Below are 26300 nucleotides of genomic sequence, written 5' to 3' on the forward strand. Positions count from 1 at the left end.
TTTAAAAATATACCATTATGCCATTAGTAACTCCATTGAATCCAGAACATGATTTGGAAACCAAAGAATTAGCTGAATTTTTTAACGAAACGCTAGGGTTTTGTCCAAATTCTGTTTTGACTATGCAACGCAGACCTGCTATTTCAAAAGCATTTATCAACCTAAATAAAGCTGTGATGGCAAATGAAGGTCGTGTCACTTCTGCTTTAAAACGAATGATTGCTTGGGTAAGTAGTAATGCTACAGGTTGCCGTTATTGCCAAGCACACGCAATTAGAGCCGCAGAACGCTACGGAGCAGAACAAGAACAATTAGACAATATTTGGGAATACAAAACGCATCCTGCATTTTCAAATGCTGAGCGTGCTGCACTAGATTTTTCGCTAGCTGCTTCTATCATTCCAAATGCTGTGAATGAAGATATTAAAACGGAATTATACAAGCATTGGGACGAAGGTGAAATTGTAGAAATGTTAGGTGTAATTTCATTATTCGGGTACTTAAACCGTTGGAATGATAGTATGGGAACTTCTATTGAAGAAGGTGCTGTAGAGAGCGGAAACCAATACTTAGGAAAACACGGTTGGGAAAAAGGAAAACACGTGTAAACTCTTAACATAAAACTAATAGTAAAACCCTTATTGTAAGTCAGTAAGGGTTTTTTATTTACAGAAAAATGACAAGATTCTGCGAAAAATCGCGCATTCTCAAAAATCTTCATCTACACTTTTTTGCATTTCGTCTACACTTATTCTTCGTTAAACTGCAATTGAGTTTTAATACTTTTTTATGAACTAAAATTGTAATAAAAACTTACTCACACTAAAGAAAAATGAAAAATGCATTAAACGTATTATTAATCGAAGACAACATGATTGAGATCATGAAAATGAATCGTACGGTTTCATTGCTCAATGCCAAGCATGAAATCACAGAAGCGAAAAATGCAGAAGAAGCGCTAGCAATTTTAGAAACGAAACAAAATTTACCTGATATTATCTTACTCGATTTGAATATGCCAAAAATAAATGGAATCGAATTTTTATCTATTTTAAAAAACGATCCAGATTTACGGCACATTCCTACGATAATTTTGACAACATCAGACAACAGAAAAGATATTTTAGAATGTTACCGAATTGGAATTTCTGGTTACATTTTAAAACCCCTAAAGTATGAAGAGTATGTTTCAAAAATAGAGATCGCTCTTTCGTATTGGTCAATAAATGAATTAAAAAGTGCTTAACCTCTTTTTGTGTTCTTAATTATTTGAGAATTTATAGTCCCCCCAAACTACACAAAAGGAAATACTTAACCTACTGTGCTTATGAAAGGAATCATCTTTACAGAATTTTTAGACTTAGTAGAAGACAAATTTGGATTGGAAATGGTAGATACCATTGTTTCTCAATCAAAACTAGAATCTAAAGGTGCGTATACAGCTATTGGTACGTATCACTTCTCAGAAATGCTTCAATTGTTACAAAACTTAAGTAACAATACTGAAATTTCTATTGATGATTTACTACTTACCTACGCCGAACATTTTTTTAGTGTTATAGAAAACAGTTATCCCGGACTGCTAGCTACCTACAAAGACCCTATTGAAATGTTGTCTTCTATTGAAAATCATATTCATGTAGAAGTACGCAAAATATATCCCGACGCTGAATTGCCCACGTTTGTTGTTGAAGAAAAAACAGCAAATTCATTAACCATGATCTATAAATCGAGCAGAGCTATGCATCATTTTGGATTGGGATTAATGAACAAAACCTTTGAACACTTCAATAGTTCAGCAGAAATTATACTAGAAAAGATAAAAGAAGATGGAACTGAAGTAAAGTTTATTATCAAGAAAAATGAATGAGTCAGGAAGAAATAGACATATTAAAACGTGCCCTCAAACGTGAAAAAGACGCAAGAAAAGCTGCTGAAAAAATTCTGGAAGACAAGTCAAGAGAATTATATCATCTATCTGAAGAACTCAAAGTCTCTAATGCTAAATTAGAGGCTTCTGTCAATGAAAAATCCTCACAACTTGAAGGTGTTTTTAAAAACATCAATGATGCCTATGTAGTCATAGATATTACTGGAAATGTCCTAAAAATGAATACTGTAGCTATTGATTTTTTTGGATATGATATATCACAAGAAAAGCTAAATATTGTTAATCTTATTTATCCAGAAGATGCCGAATATGCATTTACATCATTCAAAACCTTAGTGGAAGAAGGTGCTTTTACCAATTATACGGCTCGAATTCTTACCAAAAAAAAAGAAGTTAAATGGGTTCAAATAAACGCTACTGTCATTTATGATAAAAATGAAGAGCCTATCGCTGCACAAGGTATTGTTAGAGATATTACCGAAATAAAACATAACTCTGAATTACTAGAAGAACAGAAAAAAGAGTTGGATATAATTGTACAAAATTCTTCACTAGGAATCATGCTAACGCAACACGGTAAGATTTTGAGAACAAATAAAGCTTTGCAAAGACTACTGGGCTATTCTGAGAAAGAATTTTCCAAATTTACTGTAAAAGATATTTCCAATCCTGATGATTTTAGTGAAGACGAGAAGTATAGAAAAAAAATAGATTTTGGTGAAATTAATAACTATGTTTCTACTAAAAGATATAAGAAAAAAAATGGGACTTATGTTTGGACCAAAACAAACATCAATGCCGTAAGAAATAGATTTAAATCTATCAAATACCAAGTAACAATTATAGAAAATATAACCTTAGAAATGAAGCAGACTTTAATTATTGACATGATTAATGACTTAGCTAAATCTATTCTAGGAAAAAATAACATCTATGAAATTGCATGGGAAATGACTCAGAAAATTGCAGAATATTTAGGGACAAATGATTGTGTCATATATTTGGTTAATGACAAAAAAAATACTCTTGAGCAAATAGCTACATATGGACTCAAACTAGGTGAAAATAAAAAAATAAAAAATAAAATATCTATTCCAATAGGAAAAGGTATCGTCGGCTATGTAGCGAAAACAGGAATACCTGAAATAGTAAAGGATTCCTCTATTGACAAAAGATATATTATAGATGATGATATTAGATATTCTGAAATATCAGTGCCTATTATAAGCAATGGAAATGTAATTGGTATTATTGATTCCGAACATCCTGATAAAAACTATTTTAACAAACATCATCTTCAGACACTAGAAAATATTGCTAGTCTTGTATCCATGCAGCTAAACAACGCTATAAACAATAGAAAGCGAGAAATTGCAGAAATTAAAAACAAACATTTATTACAAAAGCTTGAAAAACGAAATTCTGAATTAAATGAATACGCTCATATTGTTTCCCACGATTTAAAATCACCTTTACGCAGTATTGATGCCTTGATTTCTTGGATAAAAACGGATAACAAAGGAAAACTTGATATACCAACGCTACAAAATTTTACGTTAATTGAAGGTACTTTAGAGACGATGGAAAAACTCATCTCCAACATCTTAGAATATTCAAGTGCAGGCTCTAAAATTAATGAAACAAAAACTGTATATTTAAACCAAATAATGGACGAAATTAGTCGTATATTATTTGTTCCTGAGCATGTTTCAATCAAGGTGCTGAAAAAACTGCCTGTAGTAAAAGGTGATCCTACCAAATTTCAGCAATTATTTCAAAACTTAGTGAGCAATGCAATAAAGTTTAACAATAAAGAAGAAGGAATCATTGAAATTGATTTTGTGGAAAAGATCTCTTTTTATCAGTTTTCTGTTCGTGATAATGGAATTGGTATTGAAAAAAAGTTTCACGATCGCATTTTCAAAATATTTCACTCCTTAAATAAAAGTAAAGAATCTACAGGTATTGGATTATCAATTGTTAAAAAAATTGTCGATTTGTATGAAGGCACAATTTGGCTTGAGAGTGAGCCAGGAGAAGGCACAACGTTCTTCTTCACGATAAAAAAGTAAAAATGAAAACAGTTCAAATAAAAAAAACAAAGACTTCTGGTTGGGAATATCTTAGTGAAAATCATGCACTAAAAAACCCGCTCGTACTGGTTTTTGGAAATAGATATATGTTAGAAAGCGAAAGCATTTACGAAGAAGTAAAGTCGCTTTATAAGGATGGTGAATTTGTCTTTGGTTCTACTTCTGGAGATATTACATCGCAATATGTAGATGATGAAAGTATTACAATCACAGCTATTGAATTTGAATGCAGCAAATTTATTATTAAATCAGCAAATGTTTTGGCTGATAATACTAGCATAAATAGCTATGAAACTGGAAAGAAGCTTATAGAACAATTTCCAAAACAAGGGTTGAAACACGTGTTTATTGTCTCTGAAGGAAGTTTTATCAATGGAAGTCAATTGACTTTGGGAATGAACTCAGCTACAGAAGAAAATGTACTAATTACAGGTGCTTTGTGTGGTGATGCAGCACGGTTTGAAAAAACGGTTGCTTCCTACAACGAACTCCCAAAATCAGGAGAAATTGTTGCTATTGGATTCTATGGGGAAACACTTAACATAAGTTTTGCTATCAATGGTGGCTGGACGCCTTTTGGACCTGAGCGTATTGTCACAAAATCAAAAGCAAATGTTTTATATGAATTGGATCATAAACCTGCTTTAGACTTATATAAAAAGTATTTAGGTGAAAAATCGAAAGAATTACCTGGTGCGGCTTTATTATATCCGTTGAAGGTAAAATCGACCAATGAAAAGCATTCTATAGTTCGTACAATTTTAAATATTAACGAAGCAGAAAACTCTATGATTTTGGCAGGCGATATTCACGAAAATTCGCGTGTACAATTAATGATGACAAATGTTGATAATATCGTTGATGCTTCCGAACAAGCAGCCATACAAGCACTAGAGTTACAAGGAAAAGCACCTGAACTGGCCATTTTAGTCAGTTGTATTGGACGAAAGTTAGTATTAGATCAGCGCGTAGAAGAAGAAGTTGAAGAAGTCATTGAAGTCGTCGGAGAAAATACCACGATTTGCGGTCTATATTCGTATGGAGAAATTGCCCCTTTTAGTGACGAAAAAACCTGTCAATTACACAATCAAACCATGACCATTACACTTATAAGTGAATAAATCATAAAAGAAGTTTTTTACAAGTATTGCGTGAATGAATTCATTATTAAAAAGACAACTTAGAAAATTTATAAGTCCTGAACTGCAGGCACATCCTGAAATGGAGCGTTTCTTGGATGCGGTAAATCGTTCCTATACTACATCTGATGAACAATTTGCCATGTTGCAACGAGCAACAACAATTAGTTCTGAAGAATTGTTTGAAGCCAATCAGCAACTCAAAAAAGAGTCTGATGCGCAAAAAGAAGTCATCAAAAAACTTCAAAATGTAATTGACACCTTAAATGAATACCAATTAGGTGTTAGCGAAAAACAAGAAAATATAGCATTAGATTCCATAAAATTGGTTGATATTATTGACAATCAAACCAAAGAAATTTTAAAAATAAATGAACAGCGAGATAAACTAGTAAAAAGTTTAGAGCGTCAAAATCAAGAACTCAACGATTATACACACTTAGTTTCTCATGATTTAAAATCACCACTTCAAAGTATTGATGCATTGACGTACTGGCTGCTAGAAGATTTTGAGGCGGTATTAGGTCACAATGGGAAAAAAAATATTACACTCATTCGAGACAATGTAGAAAAAATGAACACTTTGGTAAAAGGAATCTTAAAGTATTCCTCTATTGGTCATGTTGAAAAAGGTTTTTACAAAGTAGATACTGCGGATGTACTTCAAAAAGTAATTCCTTTTATGAAAGTGCCCGAACATATCACTATAACAATTCCAGAAAAGCTACCAACGGTTACTGGTGATCATTTCCGGTTGAGAGAATTGTTTCGAAATCTACTAAGAAATGCTATTAAATTTAATGACAAACCCAAAGGAGAAATTGTCATTGGTTATACAGACAAAAATGTTTTTTGGGAGTTTTATATAAAGGATAATGGAAAAGGTATTGAAGAAAAATACTTCGATAAAATCTTTATAGCTTTCCAAAAACTCCAAAATGACTACAAATCCACAGGAATAGGACTTTCAATTGTAAAAAAAATCATCGATCTTTATCAAGGTGACATCTGGATTGAATCCACGCCAACAATAGGAGCTACTTTTTACTTTACACTAAAAAAGTAAAAACATAAAAAAAAACTCCGTTTTACAGCAGATTTGTGTAACTTATAGTTTTGAATTCGTCTTAACGGATTACTAAATCGAGTTTCACTAAAGTAAAACCATGGAACAACCTAACTTAACCTACGTAGAACAATTAGCACGCGGAGATGAAAATATCCGAAGCACACTAATTGATGTAATAAAAACTGAATTTCCTGAAGAAAAAAATGAATATTATGAAAGCCTAGTCACAAAAGATTACAAAAAAATAGAAGAAAATGTTCACAAACTTAAGCACAAAATTAGTATTTTGGGGCTTGAAAAAAGTTATGAACTCGCTAATACCTACGAGCACAACCTTCGCGAAAAAAGAATGGATGGTGTCGATGATTTTGAAGAAATTTTAAACACGATTACAGCGTACATTAAAACTATTTAAGGCATGAATTGTATTATTATAGATGATGAAAGACTGGCTAGAACGATTATAAAAACCTTGTGTGATGAAATCAGTTCATTGCAAGTGGTTGGTGAATTTCCAAATGCAATGCAAGCCATTAAGCATTTGAATGAAAACGAAGTAGATCTGATTTTTTTAGATATTCACATGCCAGATTTTACAGGATTTGACTTTGTAAAAACACTCAAAAATCCACCAAGTATTGTATTGACAACATCTGATCCGAAGTTTGCGATTGAAGCTTTTCAGTACGAATGTATTGTTGATTATTTGCTGAAACCGATTGAAACAGATCGCTTTAAAATGGCAGTGGAAAAAGCGAAAAAACAGCAATTGTTGAATACCAAAGTAGAAGAAAACAACGCTGAAAAAACATATGAGAATGATTTTTATATCAATATTGATCGTCGTTTGATCAAAATTGACATTCCAAGTATTTACTTAGTAGAAGCCAAAGGAGATTATATTCACATTAAAACAGAAGATAAAAACTATACGGTACATTCTACCTTAAAGAAAATTGAGGAAAAACTTCCAGATTCATTATTCTTAAAAATTCATCGTTCATACATTATTAACTTGAAGAAAATCATTGATATTGAAGACAATAGTGTTTTAATTAAAAAAGATGTAATTCCTGTGAGTCGGTCGAAACGTCCAGAATTAATGAAACGATTGGATTTACTTTGATAGACACTGTCCAAAACATAGATGAGAAGGATTTAATCTGATATGGTATTGTTATTATCTTTGTTTTAACTAAATAGGAATCTCTGTTATATTGTTTAGATCGTCTTTCATAATAAAGTCTCTTATCTCCTTCAAAAGAATTATAATATTGTTCTAGATGTCTTTGAAATTGTGTAACAGATGCTAACTGCTCTTTTTTAATCTGAGTCTGACTATTAGTCGCAAATGTAATTTGGTTTTTTATATCTTCATTTTCTGTTGCTCTAATTTTAATAGGACTATGTATTTCATCTATATTTTCGGATGTTCTGTTATTATACATTACATTACTTGTTTGACATCCATTAACGATTTGATAGTCTTTTATAGTAAAAGTATCACCTGTATTATTAAGTGAGTTTGTTACTATTGTCACTCCATTATTTAAAACACTAAATAAATATACCGATTCTCCTGTAATAGTACTTAAGATTCTTTTATTTACATCATTGGAATCGCCTTGAAAATCTCTAACATTATCCTCAAATACATTTTGTATTCTATCGTTTTCATCTACTATTATCTTTTTGAATTCTTTGAATGGAATCATTCCAATATAAGACTGTGTAATGCCGTCAATTGATAGTAGTGTTATACTAGAATTAAATTCAAAGGTTGTTGATATTGCTTCTTTAGACTTTCTATATGTTCTTACAATTTCACTTGTTCCATCACAGAATTAAAGGCTACTTTCATCTTACCTTCTTTATCAATAATCCCAAACTTTTATAAGGTTGATTACTACCTACACAGGAAATCAAAGATTCAGCAAGGTCAATAACATAATAATTATCCTGAATCCTGACTCTAAAAGTCTTGACTCTTTTCCTCCACAAACTCAAAAGCAGCCTTCTTCTTCCCATCCGTATCAATGATTCCAAACTTTTTCTGCGGATTGGTACGCCATGGGCGACTTCCCACAACTTTGCTTGGAATGTCTTTAAAATCATATAAAGTCCAGGCTATATAGGAAATATTTTCTGCTTTGAGTATTGCTTGCATGGCTTTGTAATACTTGGCTTGCTTCTTTTCCGAACCTGCAAATGGACGCCAAAATCCACCATAGGAAGATTGTCCATATTCCCCAAGAACAATTGGTTTATTAGTGATTTTCGCTTTTAAATCAGAATATTCCTGAGCAAAGTCTGCAACAGCATCATAATAGTGAAACGATACAAAATCGAGCTTATCTTGTAATAAATGAGCGTTTTCGGTATTGGACCAACCAATTGTCACCAAATGCTGATTGTCAATGGATTTTACGAGTGAAATCATACTTTCTAACCAAGCTAGCACATTTTCTTTTCCGCGCGATTCAAAGTCCAAATTTGGTTCGTTTTTGATGTCCCATGCTACAATTGCCTTGTGATTTTTGAATTTAGAAACGATGGTTTCCGCATGTCTTTGTGTTAGTGTCCAATCTAGTACTTCGTAATTTACATAGAAATCAAATAAAGTCACAACTGTTTGCAATTCTTTACTTTCTGCTGCATCTAAAACTTGTTCTAATTTTTCAAGCTTGTCTAGGTGTACATTTGCTTTTCCAAAGTCTTCATATGGGACAAAAATTCGGATCGTATTCAACCCTGCATTTGCAATGATATCAAAGTCTTTTTTGATGATTTCGATATCAAATTGATCGCCAAACATCTCCCAAGGACTTGCCTGCGGATAGTAATTGATTCCTTTTAGATTCAAGTTAGAAACAGCTTTGGTTTTGGTAGTTTTTTCAAGTGTTTTTGTCTTTTCTTTTACTAAATGACGAATGCGCCAAAAGCCATCTTCCAATAATAAAATTGCTTTGTAATTTGCCATTTCAGTAGTTTCCATCACAAAAGCAACATCTTTGTATAGCTGTTTATATTCCACCACATTCTCATCTTTTAAAACAATGAGTTGTCCATCTTCACTAAAGAATTCAATATTTGGTGTATGCGAAAGGGTTGTTGCATCTACAGTTATATTTTGCTCTTTGTTTTGGGCTACAAAATCCATTATATTTTTACGGGCACTTTCTGTGTAATAATCATCAATTCCGCTGATTTGATTGGTTTTGTAAGATACATGTTTTACATACCAAGCATCTAAATAATCATTCTCGATTTTTGTCAATGTTTGTTCGTCCATTGGTCTACCTTCATTACCATCATCAATCCAGTTCATTTTGGGCAAATACTGGTCTATTTTTTTGACTTCTGTATGTAACATTTTGCTTCTATCAGCTCCCGTATTTAGATAGGTAAACGCACTACTGATTAAGAAAATCAGTATGGAAATGACAATGATGTATGTAAACACCAAAAAACCACGTATGATGTTTTTGTCTGCTTTTACCATAGTTTTATTGCTTTCAATGTTTTTGTAATGCCTGCTGTTGTAATTTTGAGATCGTAGTTTCCGTTGTTGAAAATATTTGGATTCAATTCAAAGTTCACAAAACCATCACGCGATTCTTCTATATATCTTTCCAATATGTTTTCGTTTTGATATACACTTAACGTAACCTGTAAACCATCTGGAATCAGTTGTTTCATAAAGCTTCGTAATGGTCCAACCTGAAAGCTTCTATTATTTTCAGAAAATGTAACCGTAAAATCTTGTATGACTTGTGTATAGCTCAACGAAATGGTATTACTTTCCGAAATCCCTTTTACATACGCTTTTATGCTCCAGGTTTCTAAGTGATCTGGATGAATCATCTTTGCTGTTGCAACACCATCAATCGTCATTCCTGCAGTTTTTAAAAGATTTCCATCTGCATTTGTAATAAAGAATTCTACATAACTTCCATCACTTATAATATTGTCATTTTCATCTTTTAAAACCGAAGTTGTAAATGTTGTAATTTGATTTCCATCTGCATATTTGTGTGGTCGTTTTGCAAAAATTTCAAAATCGGTGGAAATTGCAGGCATAATATTTACAGTATACTCTTTAGAATTGAGCCCTAAGCATTCGGTTGCCAATAACATTCTACCATTTTTTGAAGGTGCATAGATACGTTGATACGCAATTAAGTTATTTGTTCGAATCATTTCTTGTTGTTCATCAGCTAAAAATTGATGTTTTACAGCAACTTCAGTGTTTTTTTGTACGGGATTGTCCAAAGCATCGGTTGGAATTACAACTAACATGGTACAATCTCTATCGCCAGCTTCTATACTTGGCGGCCCAACATAGGTTTCCATAGAAACAGGTTGTACTTTTGGAAGAATTGTAAATGTTCCTGAAAGTGCGTTTGTCTTGTCCAATAATCTCCAATTGACAATTCCTCTTTTACTACAGATTTGTGTTGGAATTGTATATTGCAGTTGATTATTGGTAATTGTTGCAGATATCAAGGTTGACCCATAACTATTGGCACAATACAATTGAATTGAAGCATCTTGCGTTCCTGAAAATATCAAATTAATGTTTTCGCCAGCCGTGAATTCTTGCTGTGTAGTTTCCAATCGAATCGTTTCGAAAGTTTTTACACTGAATGTTTTCGCGCTTGACGCAATTACTAAAAAATAATATAATATGTAGTTCAATTTTATCATTTTGGGTTTCCTATATAAGCGTTGAGTTCAATTTTCACATAACTGTAAACCGAATTATCTATTTTTTGTACCACAGTATGATTCTTTCTATTTGGGACAATCTTGTTTGAGATATCTTCGTTTGGTAAACCGTTTATATAACAGTTTTCCATATCTGTACTAATGATTTGTATGTTTTCATCTTGCAATATTTGATATTGAAATGGTTGTTTTCGTTGTTGTCGAATAGCTCTGTCTAAAAACTGATGATCTACCCATAAAATTTCTTGGTTTTCATCATAATAGGATACCAATAACTGTGGAACCGTAATTTCTTGTAAGCCACTATTAAATAGGTTTCCTCTGATGGTTTTTGGATCGATATGCAAATCGCTCAATACGATATTTTTATATAAGTCGGATCCTGAAACGTTGCCTGCTGCATGCAAGTTAAATTTGGTTGGCGTATCGGCTAAATCTACAGGTGTGAATTCGTCTGGATTGAAGGTTTCTGGAATAGAATCCTTTGTTTTTGACCAAGCAATACCTTCAAAATTGATACGAAACGATGTCACTTCTTTTGGCATTAGCTTGTGCTTCATATGATATTTAGCATTGTAGGTTGCTAATTCCACATTTTCGTCATTATACAACGTTCCTTTTAGCACCACATCGGCCGGTACATTGTCTATGTTTTGCACTTGACCGACAATAGCATAATGTCCGTTGTGTTTTACCAATTTTGCTATCAGAATCTCCAAAACAGGTTGCTTCAATACATCTTCGTGATAGGTTTGTTCTGTAGTAATACGTCTTCTTCCATGATTGTAGTAGGCAGTTTTATTGTTAGAAAATAATTGATCTGGTGGCAAATCGGCTTCGATAGCTTCTGCTTCTAAAAACCATTTCCCATTGAGTTTTACAACCGTTTTATAATCTGTTCTATTAATTTTTTCTAAAGGCGTAACCCATTTTGTATTTACTTTTAACGTTGCCAAACTATCGGTTTCTTTTGTAATTTTAGTTTCTATCGCATCCAATTTTGCGTAGGAACTCAACAAACCATCTGTAGATGAAATTTCGAGCATATACTGTGCAATAGTGACATTATTTTCGGGATTGATAAAACTGTGTGCTTTTTCGAATTCTTTAAAATCGAGCGCGTCGTAATAGGCTTTGACTAAATTTTCAGGCGAACGTTGCGCATCGTTTTTTATGTAGAACTGATAGATTCCAAATGCTAAAATCCCAATTAAAATAATTGACCAAACATGATTGACTTTGAACAAGTTTTTTGAAAATTTAATATAGCCATTATCAAACTGTAAATATTCTTGCGCATCTCTTCGCTTTCGCTGAATATATCGCAAGAAGATTGGACGAATATTAAAGATAAATGCCAAAATAATCGTCATAAACGGAATAATTCCCCAAGCTAGTTTTTGCCAAGTAGCGACCTCATCTTTTGGTAAAATAGATGATAACGGCGGAACGTTTAATTTTTCCCAAACCATGATCCCATTTTCCAATTGTGGTAAGCGTTGCCATCCACAGAAATAGAGAATTGGATCATAGAATTTGTCATTAGAGAAAATGTATTTTAGGTTATATTTTTCGGGTGTTGTTAAGAACTGTTGCAACGAACCAATTCCGGCAACTCCTTTGAATTTTGAGTTCTCCAAACGTTCTATTGGCCGTGTGGTGAGTTCTGGCAAACGACGTGCTGAATGGTAGTTTCCATCAACCGATAACGCATTGGTTTGTGCAGCTAGCCACGCCATTTGATCACCAAAACCAAGCGTTAAGTAACGCCACTGATCGTGTTGATCTTGATTGAGGAAGTTGACAATTGGAAGCATTTTTATTTTTTGTGGCTGCGATGGTCTGAAATAGCCTAAACTCATCGCAAAAATTGTCATGAACACAAACAACGCTGCCAATCCGCCACCAATGATTCGATGATACATAGCGCCAAATTTTTCTTGGAAAAATGTTTTTAAATCTGCTTCTGCAAAACGATAGGCAAATTCGCCAAATAGCGGCAATGACATGATGGAAGCCCAAAGTGTAAATCTGTCTAAGGTTAATATATTAAAAGCTGTGTCTCCCAAAATTTTTCGCGGAATTGGCGTTGTGCCACCAGTTCCCAATATAAATAAAAGTGTGATTGACAAACCAAAAAACAGATAACGTTTGCTGTAGTATCTGTAGAAAATGTATGGCAATAGGAACAATAAAATTCCCCACGGGATTAAAAAGAATACCAATCCAGACGAAGTAACTTCCAAAAAGTGATCGCGTGAACCATGTGGAATTGGTACTTGCGTGATTGGATTATTTTTAGAGTTGATCCAATACGGTAAAATACATCCGATAATGATCACCAAAGAAGACATTCCAAACAAAACAATTCGTTTAAATAACTTCTTAAAATTTCTCCAAAAGACGAAAAACGTGATTTCTTTTATGGATTGTACTTGTTTTCGTGATGCATCCATAATGGCCATTCCGATCAATGGAAAAATGAATAATACCATACCAAAAATTGGTGTTACATGATGCGATGCAACCGTAACTGCAATTAGAGAAAGTGACGTAAATAAGTACTTGTATTTGCCTGTTTGCAACCAAAGATAAATCTCTGGTAAGGTATGCATCAATATCGCTATACCAACGATACTTGGCAACTGCCCAAAAATATGTAGTGTTTCTACAAAAGAAGATGAGAAAACAGCAAGAATTGCTGCATAACCTGCTACTTTTTTGTTTCCTGTTAATAGTAATGAAAAACGATACACACCTGTTAAAAAAAGAATCACTGCAATTATTGCAACAGTAAACAATCCAAATTTTAATCCGCTAATAAAAGACAATGCGCCAATTGACTGATGCACTAGTGGTGGGTAGCTCATTACAGTAAATCCTGTATACCATTTGTAGTTCCAAGGTTCAAACCAACTGTTTGCATAATGATCTGCAAAGAATACATGAATTAAAGCATCGTAGGTAGTTTCTAAAGTGAAAAAGATTGACGTACCATGAAACACTACTCCAAGAAGTAATGCTACTAGTAATAGTTTATTTGTCGTCTTTTTCATCATGAGATGTAATGCTTTTTCGTTAAAGTAAAGATAAACGGTCTTCTTTTTAATTGGACTAAAGGAAATTGCATTTCGTCTAAAGATAGCTCCGTTTAAGATGTTTTGAGGGAAATCATCTGCAATTCCCAACTACTTTTGACCTGTAAGTCATTCGGAAAACAACACAAATGCAACTGAATACTACATGTAAATATGAATCATTAAAAATATAGTATGATGAAAATATTAGCCATAGACGATCAGAAATTAGTATTGATTCCTTTAGAAAGTAGATTACAGGAATTAGGATACCAAGTATTGACAGAAACAAATGCTTTGAAAGGAATGGAATTGTATGATATGTTTCAACCAGATTTGGTAATTGTAGACATGAACATGCCAATCGTTTCTGGAATGGAAATCGTACAACATATTCGTAGAGATAGAAAAGACGATACACCAATCATGATATTATCTGGAAATACCGATGATGAAATGATTACCAAAGGCTTTGATTTAGGTGTAAACGATTATATGAAAAAACCGTTGAGTTTAAATGAAGTTTGTGCCATAGTAAAAAGAATTATTGGTGTTCCTAAACATTCTGCTGTTGCAAATACAGATACAGTAATGATTCAACAAAGATGTGTTGGTGTTGTGATTCCTTGTTATAACGAAGCAGAACGTTTGTTAAGCACAGAGTTTACAGATTTTATCGACAAGAATTCTGGATATCACTTATGTTTTGTAAATGACGGAAGTAAAGATAATACACTGGAAGTTTTGTACAAACTACAAAAAGGAAGAGAAGATTTTATTACCGTATATGATTGTGAGAAGAATGGCGGAAAAGCAGAAGCTGTTCGTTTGGGAATGTTATATATGGCGCAAAGAGCTGATTTGGATTATATCGGATTTTTAGATGCTGATTTGTCTACCGATTTGGCTGATTTTGATGATATGGCTTCAACCATAGAAAACTCTGACTTTAAGATTGTAAGTGGTTCTAGAATTAGCAGAATGGGCGCAAATATTACCAAAGAATCTGCGCGTAAAGTAATTAGTATGACGATTAACTTCATCATAAGAAATATATTGTCAATGAATTTTAAAGACACACAATGTGGCGCAAAAATTTTCCATAAAGATGTTATCAATCTTGCGTTTGACAAGAAGTTCATCACAAAGTGGTTGTTTGACGTAGAGATTTTTATGAGAATGCGCAAGCATTTTGGATTGGACAAAGCCAGAGCAATGATGTGCGAGAAGCCTTTGAAGCGTTGGATTCATGCAGATGGTTCAAAATTATCTATGAAAGATTCTATTAAAATTATTGGTCAATTAGGACAAATTGCATGGTTTTACAGAGGTAAAAAAAAAGTTACCACTAGCGAAGTAAAGGCAAATTTTGAAGTTGCCTAAATATAAAATATATAAGTAAATACGTTTCCTCGAATCCCCCGATGGTTCCCCTAAACCTACTGTATTATGAAGATTGGAATTCTAATTATATTCCGTAATGACGAAAAAGTGATTGATGTGCAACGACTTATTGCGTTGTTTTCCGACAAGCAAAAATTGGATGTTTGTTTTGTAAATAATGGAAGTACTGACAAAACGCTTGAATTATTAAAAGAAATTCAAGAAGATAGTAGTATTTCGGTTTCAATTATTGATGTGAAGAAAAATCGTGGTTATGAAGCTGCCATCAAAGCAGGTATTCGGTACTTGGCTAGCAAAAATGAGTTGCCTTATATTTTATGTTTGAAGCAATATACTTCTCAGGATTATAATACTTTAGAAAAGGTATTCCGTGTTGTTCAGCAAGAAAAAGATATTGTGATGGATTTGTTTTCTAAAACTAAGCGTATGGCGCATAAGAATGTGTTTTCATTGCATAGTATATTGGATACGGCGTGTTAAAGTTAGATATGCTTCGCTAGTATTTTTTTTATATATTTTCTAAAAAATATAACGAATCTAATGATCTAAAATCAAAAAAAGTGAGCTACACGACGGCAACTCACTTTCTACTGGATACAATCTGAAAAATTGACCGTCAAAAAACTATTCTGATTATATAATACTCACAACATGTAAGTTGATTATATTAATTAATTGCTTCTACTGTTACTCCGATTAAGTTGTATCCGCCTCTGTCATAGTTATTTTGGGTAACTCCTGCTGGAGAACTGATAGTTCCTTTTCCGAATTAAACTTCTGTTAACTCAGTAACACGTCTTACGGTTGTATCTGCATCATCTGTTACCGAAGTATTTCCATTCATAGGCTGTGCGTTTCCTAATCCAACCGTTTCATCAAATTCAGTTCCTGAATCGTATAAGTAGTTTTTGTAAATTTCGATATCTGATTTTACTGTTCCGTCAACGTTAAAGACTTCTATTCCTTGCTGATTGTTTGAGATAAATCAATCGTTTGTAGATACAAACATGGTAGCAAAGTTTAATCTTTTACCTTCTTCTACATCAATTTCAAAAGTAATAGATTCTCCTGGTGGTACGCCAGTATTGCTTTTTGCAGCAGTTACACCATCTAAACCATTTAAATATTCATGAGCGATATCTGCATTTCCGTCTTCTGCCAATTCTTCTAATCCAGAACCTGCGATAACTGCTTCTCCTCTTGTAAAGAATGGTGATTGCTCTCCTTGCGTATAGGCAACTCCTGGAGAAAGTACCGAATATGAAGAAGAAAGGCGTAATAGAGCTCCTGTAGATCCTGTTTCCGTATACCAATCGTAAATTGCTTGTAGCCAACCATCTTCAGCTAGACTTTCTAAACCATTTGCTCTTACTGGTGCTCCTTCTTCAAATAATGCATTTGGTTGTGTGTGTACCACTAGGATTCCCGGTGTTACATATCCTGAATTGTGTAAAGCTTCTCTATCCGCCTTGGTAATTGTTAAAGTAAATTCTCTTGCAGCAGCATCATACGCTAAATATGCTGTTAAATAGTTTCTAATGTTTCTTCCTGTGTTTCTGAAAGCTGTATTACTATCTGGAGTTCCAGTGTTAGGTCCGGTTTGATTTGGGGCAGTAAACTGAGTTGATGGGAAGTTGTTTAAGAAGTCTTCATCTGCTTCTGTTCCTGCATCCCAAACATTGATATTGTCTGAAATATCTCCTGTTAACGGTGTATCACCATCCCATAGTTTGATTCCTTGCGGTTGTGTTGCAAAAACCCAGTCATTACTTTGTGCAAACATGTTAGCAAAACTCAAATATGTTCCTTTTGTTGCTTTAGATGATACTTGGTGTGTTTCTCCTGTTTTAGTAAGTGGACCTGAACCAATTATTTTTACATTTATATAGTTAATTGCATTTTTGAGTGTTACTCTGAATGTTGTTACAGAACCACATTGCCTGTGTTGTTAACAATTGTAGCATCGTCATCACTGTTACAAGAAGTGAAACCTAAAAGTCCCACAAGTGCCATAGATAAAATTGTCTTTTTCATAATAATTTATTTTCATTGAAGTATGGGTACTTGGACGACTTCACGAAAAAAACTTACCAAAATCACTATCACAAAAATCAATTAATTATAACTAAAACTTATAGTGAAGGTTTTTATGATTTGTTTTAACAATTTAAAATAGCTTAATAAAAACCTACGTTTCAACAGCTTACACATGAAATATTTTGTATTTCTTTTTCCTATTTTAACATTTCACTTTTTGTTATAAATACCACAAAAAGTTTTGAAATTAATTTTAAAAACTTCAATTATGAAGGATATTTTGATGGTTTTTTAGCTTTTTTTAATGTATTTGAAGTGTTTTTAAAAGAGATTTTAATAAAACATCAAAATTGTCCATAAAAAAACTCCAATACTATGATAGCATTGGAGTTTTATATGAATGTATATTTTATTTCTTATTGTTTGATGAATTTTTGTGTAAATACTTTTCCATCAGATTCTAAACGTAAGATATAGTTTCCTGTTTGTAATCTAGATACATCTATTGAATGTTCCTTTAGTTTTAAATTCATTACACGTTTTCCTTCAATATTGAAGATTGTGGCAACTTTTCCAACCAAACTTACTGGACTGTTGATATTCATTACTTTTCCAACCGGATTTGGATGAACAGCAACACTTTCTAACGTTTCATCAGGAATACTTAAAGTTTGTCCTTCTGTAATCACATGGTGCGTATTGATGCCTGGATTCACAACATTATCTACTGTTCCTGATGGCCAGTAAATAACTATATTATCAATAGTATCATCTGTTCCTAAACCAAAGTGCGCATTTAACGTACTCATAAAGCGGAATCCTTCTCCACTACGCACATCGCGAATTTGTATTCCAGAAGCTGTATGTACTTCAATTCTAGCACCAATTCCATTGATATTACTTGCAACTCCTGTCGTAGTAATTGTTACCCAATTATTACTATTTGTTGTATTGGTATATAATGTCGTTCCCGAGATGGCATCAATGAATCCATCATTATTTAAATCTCCAAAAGAACCATTGTTACCCGCAAGAACATTGTCATGTACGGTAAATGTCAAATTTCCATTTCCAAATAGAATACTTCCGTTAGAAGCAATGTCTAAATTTCCATCATTGTCAAAGTCATATGTTGCATTTTCAATTCCTAAATTGGTTAATGCTGGTAATATTCCAGAAGAAGATGTTACATCTGTAAATGTACCATTTCCATTGTTTCTCATTAATTTATGCGTTCCGTCTGCTGTAGAGCTAGCACCTACAAAAACGTCCATGTCTCCATCGTTGTCATAATCTCCCCAAGCAGAAGACCATGTTTGTAATGGATCAGCCAAACCAGCAGTAGAAGCTACTTCTGTAAAGTTTCCACTTCCATCATTTTCGTGTAATTCGTTGATGTTTATTGTGGTAGAACCTCCACGGCATTTTGCGATAAACATATCCATGTCTCTATCGTTGTCATAATCAATCCAGATAGATCCATAATTTCCTCCACCTGCAATGTCTCCAAGTCCACCTTGGTTAAAAGTTAGGTTTCCGTTTCCATCGTTCATATAGTATACATTTGGATCTACATCATGACACACAAAGGCATCTAGGTTTCCATCTTGATCTAAATCCACAAAATTTGAACGTTGTGAGAATACATAATCTGTTCCTGATATTTCGGTAAATCCAGTACCTGTAGCATTTGCTCTCATAAAGGTAACTCCACTTCCTCCACCGTATAATAAATCGGTAAATCCGTTTCGGTCATAATCGGCTGCAGCCAAACTCCAAGAAGGTGTGTTATCTGCATTTGTTGTCGCAATATTTGTTGCGGTACTACTTAATCCTCCAGAAGATTGCTGATAGAATATATTAACGTTTGTCGCGGTAATAGAAACTACATCATCTAAAAAATCACCGTTCATATCAACAGCCGCTCTTTGACTACCACTTGTAGATACCGTTGATGTCGTAAATTCAGCTGGCGGTGGCGGTGCTAATGTTGAGAAATTAAAAGGTCCGCCCCAAATACTTGTATCTATACCACAAATAGCACGCACATATACTTCATAAGGTGTCCCAGCATTTAAAGAGTTTACATTTACACTTGTTGCACTCGCTGCAGTTCCTGCTCCTGTTGGAGTTCCTGTACCAGCAAGTTGTACTACATATTCCCAAGCAGTTTCTCCACTATTTGGAGACCAAGAAATCGTTGCTGAATCTTGTGTAATAGCTGATGCTGTTATGCTTGATGGTGCAATACAGAAGGATCCGCAAGTTTCTATACGTACAAAATCGATAGACATATCTCCTTGAAAACCAGTCCCTGTTCCTGTGTGACTAAATTCTACATAAATTACTTGTCCTAGGTACGAATCTAAATTTACACCTACTGGCACCCAAGCTTCCGATCCACTTGTTTGTAATTCTCCTGATAGTGTAAATTCTGTTGTAAAAGGTCCAGAAGCAGACGTTCCTATTCCTACGTTTAAAGTTCCCATATCTGCTCCATACGCATGCAAATAGAACGATAATTCGGCACCATCTGTTGCCGTAGTCAAATCAATTACTGGACTTACTGCTGAAGCCGTTGCTGTACTGTTTCCTGAAGCTTCGTAGTTCATGAAGTTACTTCCACTAAAAGCAGTATCTGCTCCTGTATCGGCAGAAGTAGCATCGTTAGGAATTTCCCAAGAACCATTTCCATCATTCAAATCTCCTGTCCAACCAGAAGCTGAATCAAATTCTTCTGTAAAAAGAAATGTAGATGATCCTGATGCGCAAGTAACACCTACAGGTGCTGGCGGTGGACAATTACTTTGTGTTATAGAACCACTATTTACACTACAGTTTACATCTTGATCATTTTGAAGTGTAATCACGACGTCTGTTGCATTGGCATAAGGTCCAAATTGAACCATTCCTGTATTTGATAAGTTTTGGCTTGTACTTCCTTGATTATCAGAAATTGTTAGCGATGTAGCCGAACCTAAATCAGTTACATCTACATCTACTAAAAATCCTCCACTTGTAGCACAATCGTCAACTACAGTGTAGTTTACTGTTGGATTGGTACATGTAGCACATCTTACATCAAAATCCCAATGTACATACCCGTTGGTATCACAGCTAATAGCTCCGTCAGAGTTAGCCATTACAGTGATCGTATCTCCACTTGATTGGAATGTTAGGCCTGTTAAATCTCCATTATTACCATAGTCATTGTATAATTCACTTCCATCAGAATCTAAAACGATCAATTCGTCCCAGTTATTTTCTGTTTGTCCAGCATTGAATGTTACTTGTAAACCTGATCCATCAGAACTTACAAACACAAAGCTAGTAGTATCGTTTATTGTATAACAATAGGTTGTATTTACAGCGCCTGACGAACAATCAACTGTTGTTTGGGCTGCTGCAAAAAAGCTAGATGCTAAAAAGCATATTAGTAACGTAATTTTATTCATTCGATTGCTTGGTTTTTATGCTACGAACCTTTGGATGTGTTCGTAGCGTTCGTTTAGTTAATAGTCTTTTATTCACATTCAGTAGTGATTTCATCAATCCATTGTCCAATCATTTGGACTGCTTCTTTGTGGATAATGCTTCTACCGAGTAATGGCATTCTAAATTCTTCTGCTTCCGTATTCAATCTATAATACATTACAGAACGTTCTTTTAATGAAGGTGTTACGATATTGATCATTCCTGAGATTTCTTCATCAGGATCAATACAAATTCCTAAATTATTAGGATCTCCAGATTCGTCAAAAGCAAAGCGCACTGGTCTATAATCGCAATGTGATCCTTCTTGGTGACAGTGAGCGCAGTTAATGTCAATGTATGAGCGAACACGAAGATCGATAGGTTGTGTTTCATCGCTCCATTTTACCACCGTATTGATTGTTGCAGGTAAGTTATCTTCTAAATATCCTTCGTTAATAAGCTTTTGAAGTTGGTTTTCAGTTCCATCAGCATAGTCATACATGCTGTTTAAGTTTTGTGGCTTTACACCAATTGGAACTGAAGATGTTCCGCTTTTGTGGCAGGTAAAGCATTCTACTTCTGAAGGAATTCTATAATTGGTGCTTTTCATTTCTCCCGCTTCCATAAACTCTACATTTGTAAACGAACCGTCAAGGCTAAATGTAGCTTCTGTTTGGTCATCGTTCCAAACGTAATCAGCAAAATACCAATCGTCTGCTTTCTTTAACATTAAACGTGTTTCTATGATACGTGTTGTATTACCTGGTAGCACATTATCATAATAAAATGTTTTTATTAAAAATGTTCCTACTGGCATGTCTATCAGTTCCATATCTGCCATATATGTTGCTTGTACATCGTTTGGCATCCAAATAAAACGTTTCTTTTTAGCGTAATCTGTAAATAAGGTTGAAATAGGCTCATAAGGAATTACACCTAATACTGGATTTTGATCCTTCATATCACCTTCAAAGAAACTGTATTCTGAAAGTGTGTTGAATGGAAAAGCGTCCATATCTAATACAACTGGTGAAGTTGGAATTGGCACATAGTCGTCATCTGTAGATGTTGGTGGTGGCATGGTGGGATCATTATCATCACTTCCACAAGAAAAAAGTGTAGCAGAAAGCACTACTAGAATAGCAATTTTACGTAGTTTTTTGATCATGTTTTAGTTTAGTTAGTCTACTAATATAACAAAAATATTAGATGTTATATTTGATAATTAGCAAGTTACTCTTTATATAAGACAACTGAACCTCTATTAATCCTACCTTTTTAGCGGGATTATTTTTTGAAGTGTTCTTTTGGTGATTTTTATTTTAGTATTATGAAAAGGTTATCTAATGAATCTCCAGACCAACCTCAACCTCTTTTTCCAACGCTTCTGAATGCTCAAAAAACACAATCATCTTTTCATACTTCGCCAAGACCAAATAATGACTTCCTTTAAAATAGCTTTGTCGCACCGTAACTTTAAAATCTGAAGTTTCAGAGATTTTTAATTGATGTGGATAGACTAATATGGTTTCTGGAGAAGCTTCTTTTTCTGGAAATAAACTCGCAGGCAATTCATTGACTTCACCAAATAAAGACGCCACATATTTGTTAGGTGGATTGTTGTACAAGTCTTTAGAATCACTTTTGGCGATGAGTTCTCCTTGTTTTAGGACAATGGTTGTATTTGCAAATGAAAGTGCATCCGTGCGATCGTGCGTAGCAACTATACAGGTAATATTTTCTTTTTTGAGATAGTTGAATAGGTTTCTACGTAAAGCGTTTTTTCGGAAGTTGTCTATGTGGCTAAACGGTTCGTCTAGTAATAAGACTTCTGGTTCGCGAGCTAAGGCTTTTGCTAAGGCAACACGTTGTTGTTGTCCTCCGCTCAATAGTTTGGCTTTGGTATTGGCAAATGCTGACATTTCTACCATTGCTAACAACTCATTAATACGCTGTTGTTTTTCCTCAGGATAGAAATTGGATAAATAAGTACCAATGTTTTCTGCAACGGTTGTATATGGCATTAAATCAAAATCTTGAGCTACATATTTCATACGTTCAAAGCCTGGTACTAAATGAAATGCTGGTCCTAAGATTTGTTCGTCATTCCAGAAGATTTCGCCTTTGTCCAAATCATGTAAACCATAGATAAGTTTGAGTAAGGTACTTTTTCCGCAACCACTTTCGCCAATAATTGATACATGAGTTCCTTGCGGAATTTCAAAAGAAATGTCTTTCAAAATGGGCGTATTTTCCAAATAAGAGAAGGAAATTTGTTGAACTCGAAGCATGGTGATTTTTTAGCCTTGCAAAAATACGGAGATAATTGTGAAAAATCTATTTTAAAAAGACACAGATTGCTATAGGTTTTATGATAAATTTTACAGCACGCTTCAACTACACTCAGCGTTTTTGAAAAGTTATAAATCTATTCAAGAGAAAACCGCCAAGTTGAACTTCAACTTGGCGGTTTTTACTAATTATTTTTAAGCACTTCTCGATACAAATTTGTTTTACAAACTCATTCGAAATGGCTTTATTTCTTAAACTCTTCTAATACAGCTTTGTTTGGTAATTCTTTAAAGCCCATATTATATAATGTGAAACCATAGATATCAGCATATTGCTCAACAGTTTTTGAAATTGGTGTTCCTGCACCATGTCCTGCATCTATTTCTACTCGGATTAGTGTAGGATTACTTCCTCCTTGTTTTGACTGCAATTCAGCTGCAAATTTAAAACTATGTGCTGGTACTACACGATCATCATGATCTGCCGTAGTAATTAAGGTTGCAGGATACTGAACTCCTTTTTTCACATTGTGTAATGGTGAATATCCTTTTAGGTATTCAAACATTTCTTTACTGTCTTCAGAAGTTCCATAATCATACGCCCAACCTGCGCCAGATGTAAATTTATGATAACGCAACATGTCTAATACACCAACTGCTGGTAAGGCAACTTTTATCAAGTCTGGTCGTTGTGTCATGGTTGCTCCTACTAATAATCCTCCGTTAGAAGCTCCACGAATTGCTAAGAAGTCACTTGATGTATATTTGTTGTCAATTAAGTATTCTGCCGCAGCGATAAAATCGTCAAACACATTTTGCTTCTTCATTTTAGTTCCTGCTTTATGCCATTCTTTTCCATATTCTCCACCACCACGAAGATTGGCTACTGCATAAATTCCACCTTGTTCCATCCATACAACATTGGCTACACTAAAACTAGGCGTTAATGGGATATTGAATCCTCCATAACCGTATAAAATCGTTGGATTTTTGCCATTCATCTCAATTCCTTTTTTGTGCGTAATAATCATAGGAACTCTCGTTCCATCTTTTGATGTATAGAATACTTGCTTACTTTCGTATTCGTCTGGATTAAAATCTATTCCTGGTTTTCTATACACTTCTGATGCTCCACTTGCTGGATTGTATATATACGTTGTACTTGGTGTTTTGTAATTTGTAAATGAGAAATATAGGGTTTCATCTTCTTTTTCACCACTAAATCCACCTGCACTACCAACACCTGGCAATGTAACTTCACGTACTAGTCTTCCATCATAATCGTACTGCAATACTTTGGAAACAGCATCTACCATATATTCTGCAAAGAAATAACCTGATCCTTTTGAGATGCTCAACACATTTTCAGTTTCTGGAATAAAGTCTTCCCAGTTTTCAGGAGAAGGATTGGATGCATCAACCGTTACTATTTTTTGGTTTGGTGCGCCCATATTTGTCATAATGTACAGTTTAGAACCTACATTTTCAATCACTCTTAAATCGTTATCAGTATGTCCAACAATCGTTACAATTTCACTATCAGGTTTTGTTAAATCTTTCATGAACATTTTGTTTCCTGAAGTGGATACTGATGCTGTTATGAATAAGTAATTTCCATCTTTTGTAACACCACCACCAACATAACGATGTTTTTCTTCTGGAGTTCCTCCAAAAATTACTTCGTCTTCTTTTTGAGACGTTCCAAGCTTGTGGTAATACAGTTTGTGCTGATCTGTTTTGGCAGATAATTCACTTCCTTCTGGTTTGTCGTAACTAGAATAGTAGAATCCATCATTTCCTTTCCAAGAAATTCCAGAGAATTTAATATCTACTAATGTGTCTTCTATAACTTCTTTAGAAGCTACATCCATAATGATCACTTTTCGCCAATCACTTCCTCCTACAGAAATAGGATAAGCAACAATTTCTTTATTATCTGAAAAACTCATTCCACCTCCCATAGAAATGATTCCATCTTCCGAGAATTTATTGGGATCTAAAAAGACTTCTGGTTTTTCGTCTCCTTTTTGTCGATAGATTACATATTGATTTTGCAAGCCATCATTTTTATAAAAATAGGTATAATCACCTCTTTTAAAAGGAGCTCCAATTTTTTCATAATCGATGAGTTTCGTGTATCTTTTTTTGATAGCTTCTCTGAATGGGATTTTGTCTAAATATCCAAAGGTTGTTTTGTTTTGTTCTTTCACCCAAGCTCCTGTTTCCTCTGAGCGATCGTCTTCTAGCCAGCGATACGGGTCTTTTACTTCAGTATTAAAATAAGTATCTACCACTTCTTTCGTTTGTTTTTCAGGTTCTTTCTCGCAAGAGAAGAAAAATACTGCGAGAGAGCTAATTATTAACAATTTTTTCATTTCGTACTATTTAGTTTTGATGTGTTAAATAGAGTTTGCTAACTATTTTTATAAAGCAAATTATATGTAACACTAGGATTGGTTTCCTTCAAATTTACTTCAAAAAAAACCACTTCCGTTAATTAGAAGTGGTTTTTAACAAAATGCTAAGATTTTAATTAGTAAAACAAGGGTTTAAATTGTGACCAATGTTTGTAGATAAGTATCGTATTTAAAGTGGCTACTAGAAGTGCACCAACCATTCCGCCAGACAAATCTAAAAAGAAATGAAAGAGTAAAATATTTACTGAAATCGGTGCAAGTAAGATTAAGGAAAAAGGCACCCATTTTTTGAGAATTAGCAACACTCCAACATATACTTCTAATGCGCCAACAATAGGAAGAATATATCCTGTATTACCCAGTGAAGTCATAAATTTACCAGCATCTTCAGGAAGCTTTGGTTGTGGCAAAAAGCCTGATTCCATAAAAATCATAATAAGTTTATTAGCGCCAAATACAATGAGAATTAACCCTAATACGAAACGGATAATTTTAGTAAAGTTGGAGTTCATATGCAGAGAATTTTGAGTTAGTGTTCTAATAAGATATAAAAAAGATAGCGGACTTTCCAACTATTTTCGACAACCAGAACTATAATCCATGCTCAATAACTCACTAACCTATATTTAATTGCAAAAAAAAAGCACTTCCATTACAGAAGTGCTCTTAACTATATAGTA

The 26300-nt window shown here is 34.0% G+C and carries 20 protein-coding genes and 1 pseudogene; 10 read left to right on the top strand and 11 right to left on the bottom strand.

The window, feature by feature from the left end; all coding sequences use genetic code 11:
• Positions 1-17 precede the first annotated feature (17 nt).
• From MK119_RS08855 to MK119_RS08890, 8 genes are all read left to right on the top strand, one after another.
• Positions 18-608, top strand: coding sequence for a carboxymuconolactone decarboxylase family protein (locus MK119_RS08855; protein ID WP_290677146.1), 591 nt, complete (start codon positions 18-20; stop codon positions 606-608).
• Positions 609-832: 224 nt separating this feature from the next.
• Positions 833-1246 carry a response regulator gene (locus MK119_RS08860; RefSeq protein WP_290677149.1) on the top strand — a complete coding sequence of 138 codons (414 nt, stop codon included), beginning with the start codon at positions 833-835 and terminating at the stop codon, positions 1244-1246.
• Between the two features lie 81 nt (positions 1247-1327).
• Positions 1328-1870, top strand: a complete 543-nt coding sequence (locus tag MK119_RS08865) for a heme NO-binding domain-containing protein (RefSeq protein WP_290677152.1) — start codon at positions 1328-1330, stop codon at positions 1868-1870.
• Positions 1867-3963: a PAS domain S-box protein gene (locus MK119_RS08870; protein WP_290677155.1), complete on the top strand. Its 2097-nt coding sequence runs from the start codon at positions 1867-1869 to the stop codon at positions 3961-3963. The genes MK119_RS08865 and MK119_RS08870 overlap by 4 nt, the downstream gene beginning before the upstream one ends.
• A 2-nt stretch (positions 3964-3965) precedes the next feature.
• A complete protein-coding gene (locus MK119_RS08875; protein ID WP_290677158.1) occupies positions 3966-5105 on the top strand; it encodes an FIST N-terminal domain-containing protein in 1140 nt (379 codons plus the stop codon).
• Positions 5106-5139: 34 nt separating this feature from the next.
• The gene (locus tag MK119_RS08880) at positions 5140-6189 is read left to right on the top strand and encodes an ATP-binding protein (RefSeq protein WP_290677161.1); all 1050 of its coding nucleotides are present in this window, start codon (positions 5140-5142) and stop codon (positions 6187-6189) included.
• 100 nt (positions 6190-6289) lie between these two features.
• A complete protein-coding gene (locus MK119_RS08885) occupies positions 6290-6607 on the top strand; it encodes an Hpt domain-containing protein (RefSeq protein WP_290677164.1) in 318 nt (105 codons plus the stop codon).
• A 3-nt stretch (positions 6608-6610) separates the two neighbouring features.
• Positions 6611-7318, top strand: coding sequence for a LytTR family DNA-binding domain-containing protein (locus tag MK119_RS08890; protein ID WP_290677166.1), 708 nt, complete (start codon positions 6611-6613; stop codon positions 7316-7318).
• On the opposite strand, the gene MK119_RS08895 is transcribed toward MK119_RS08890, so the two are convergent.
• The 4 genes from MK119_RS08895 to MK119_RS08910 form a co-directional block, all read right to left on the bottom strand.
• Positions 7248-7907 carry an AIPR family protein gene (locus MK119_RS08895; RefSeq protein WP_290677170.1) on the bottom strand — a complete coding sequence of 220 codons (660 nt, stop codon included), beginning with the start codon at positions 7905-7907 and terminating at the stop codon, positions 7248-7250. The two genes, MK119_RS08890 and MK119_RS08895, sit on opposite strands and share 71 nt — an antisense overlap.
• A 257-nt stretch (positions 7908-8164) precedes the next feature.
• The gene (locus MK119_RS08900; RefSeq protein ID WP_290677173.1) at positions 8165-9694 is read right to left on the bottom strand and encodes a glycoside hydrolase family 2 TIM barrel-domain containing protein; all 1530 of its coding nucleotides are present in this window, start codon (positions 9692-9694) and stop codon (positions 8165-8167) included.
• Entirely contained in the window at positions 9688-10899 is a 1212-nt protein-coding gene (locus tag MK119_RS08905; RefSeq protein ID WP_290677176.1) for a hypothetical protein, read from the bottom strand. The genes MK119_RS08900 and MK119_RS08905 overlap by 7 nt, the downstream gene beginning before the upstream one ends.
• Positions 10896-13976 (bottom strand): hypothetical protein, encoded by a 3081-nt coding sequence (locus MK119_RS08910; RefSeq protein ID WP_290677294.1) that lies wholly within the window; start codon positions 13974-13976, stop codon positions 10896-10898. The genes MK119_RS08905 and MK119_RS08910 overlap by 4 nt, the downstream gene beginning before the upstream one ends.
• 219 nt (positions 13977-14195) lie before the next feature.
• On the opposite strand from MK119_RS08910, the gene MK119_RS08915 reads away from it, so the two are divergent.
• Complete coding sequence (locus MK119_RS08915) at positions 14196-15380, top strand: response regulator (RefSeq protein WP_290677296.1); 1185 nt, start codon at positions 14196-14198, stop codon at positions 15378-15380.
• Between the two features lie 66 nt (positions 15381-15446).
• On the top strand, positions 15447-15881 hold the full coding sequence (locus MK119_RS08920) for a glycosyltransferase (RefSeq protein WP_290677179.1): 435 nt from the start codon (positions 15447-15449) through the stop codon (positions 15879-15881).
• 505 nt (positions 15882-16386) lie between these two features.
• Here MK119_RS08920 and MK119_RS08925 read toward each other — a convergent pair.
• The 7 genes and pseudogenes from MK119_RS08925 to MK119_RS08955 form a co-directional block, all read right to left on the bottom strand.
• A complete protein-coding gene (locus MK119_RS08925) occupies positions 16387-16818 on the bottom strand; it encodes a spondin domain-containing protein (protein WP_290677298.1) in 432 nt (143 codons plus the stop codon).
• A 159-nt stretch (positions 16819-16977) separates the two neighbouring features.
• Positions 16978-17322: pseudogene (locus MK119_RS08930) on the bottom strand (spondin domain-containing protein); the annotation flags it as partial.
• Between the two features lie 532 nt (positions 17323-17854).
• Complete coding sequence (locus MK119_RS08935; RefSeq protein ID WP_290677183.1) at positions 17855-20893, bottom strand: FG-GAP-like repeat-containing protein; 3039 nt, start codon at positions 20891-20893, stop codon at positions 17855-17857.
• A gap of 68 nt (positions 20894-20961) precedes the next feature.
• A complete protein-coding gene (locus MK119_RS08940; RefSeq protein ID WP_290677186.1) occupies positions 20962-22080 on the bottom strand; it encodes a hypothetical protein in 1119 nt (372 codons plus the stop codon).
• A 175-nt stretch (positions 22081-22255) separates the two neighbouring features.
• Positions 22256-23203, bottom strand: coding sequence for an ABC transporter ATP-binding protein (locus tag MK119_RS08945; RefSeq protein ID WP_290677189.1), 948 nt, complete (start codon positions 23201-23203; stop codon positions 22256-22258).
• 245 nt (positions 23204-23448) lie between these two features.
• Positions 23449-25578, bottom strand: coding sequence for a prolyl oligopeptidase family serine peptidase (locus MK119_RS08950; RefSeq protein WP_290677192.1), 2130 nt, complete (start codon positions 25576-25578; stop codon positions 23449-23451).
• Positions 25579-25736: 158 nt separating this feature from the next.
• A complete protein-coding gene (locus MK119_RS08955; protein WP_290677195.1) occupies positions 25737-26132 on the bottom strand; it encodes a DoxX family membrane protein in 396 nt (131 codons plus the stop codon).
• Between the last annotated feature and the right edge of the window lie 168 nt (positions 26133-26300).

Source organism: Kordia sp. (assembly GCF_022447245.1).
In the GTDB taxonomy this organism is placed as follows: Bacteria; Bacteroidota; Bacteroidia; order Flavobacteriales; family Flavobacteriaceae; genus Kordia.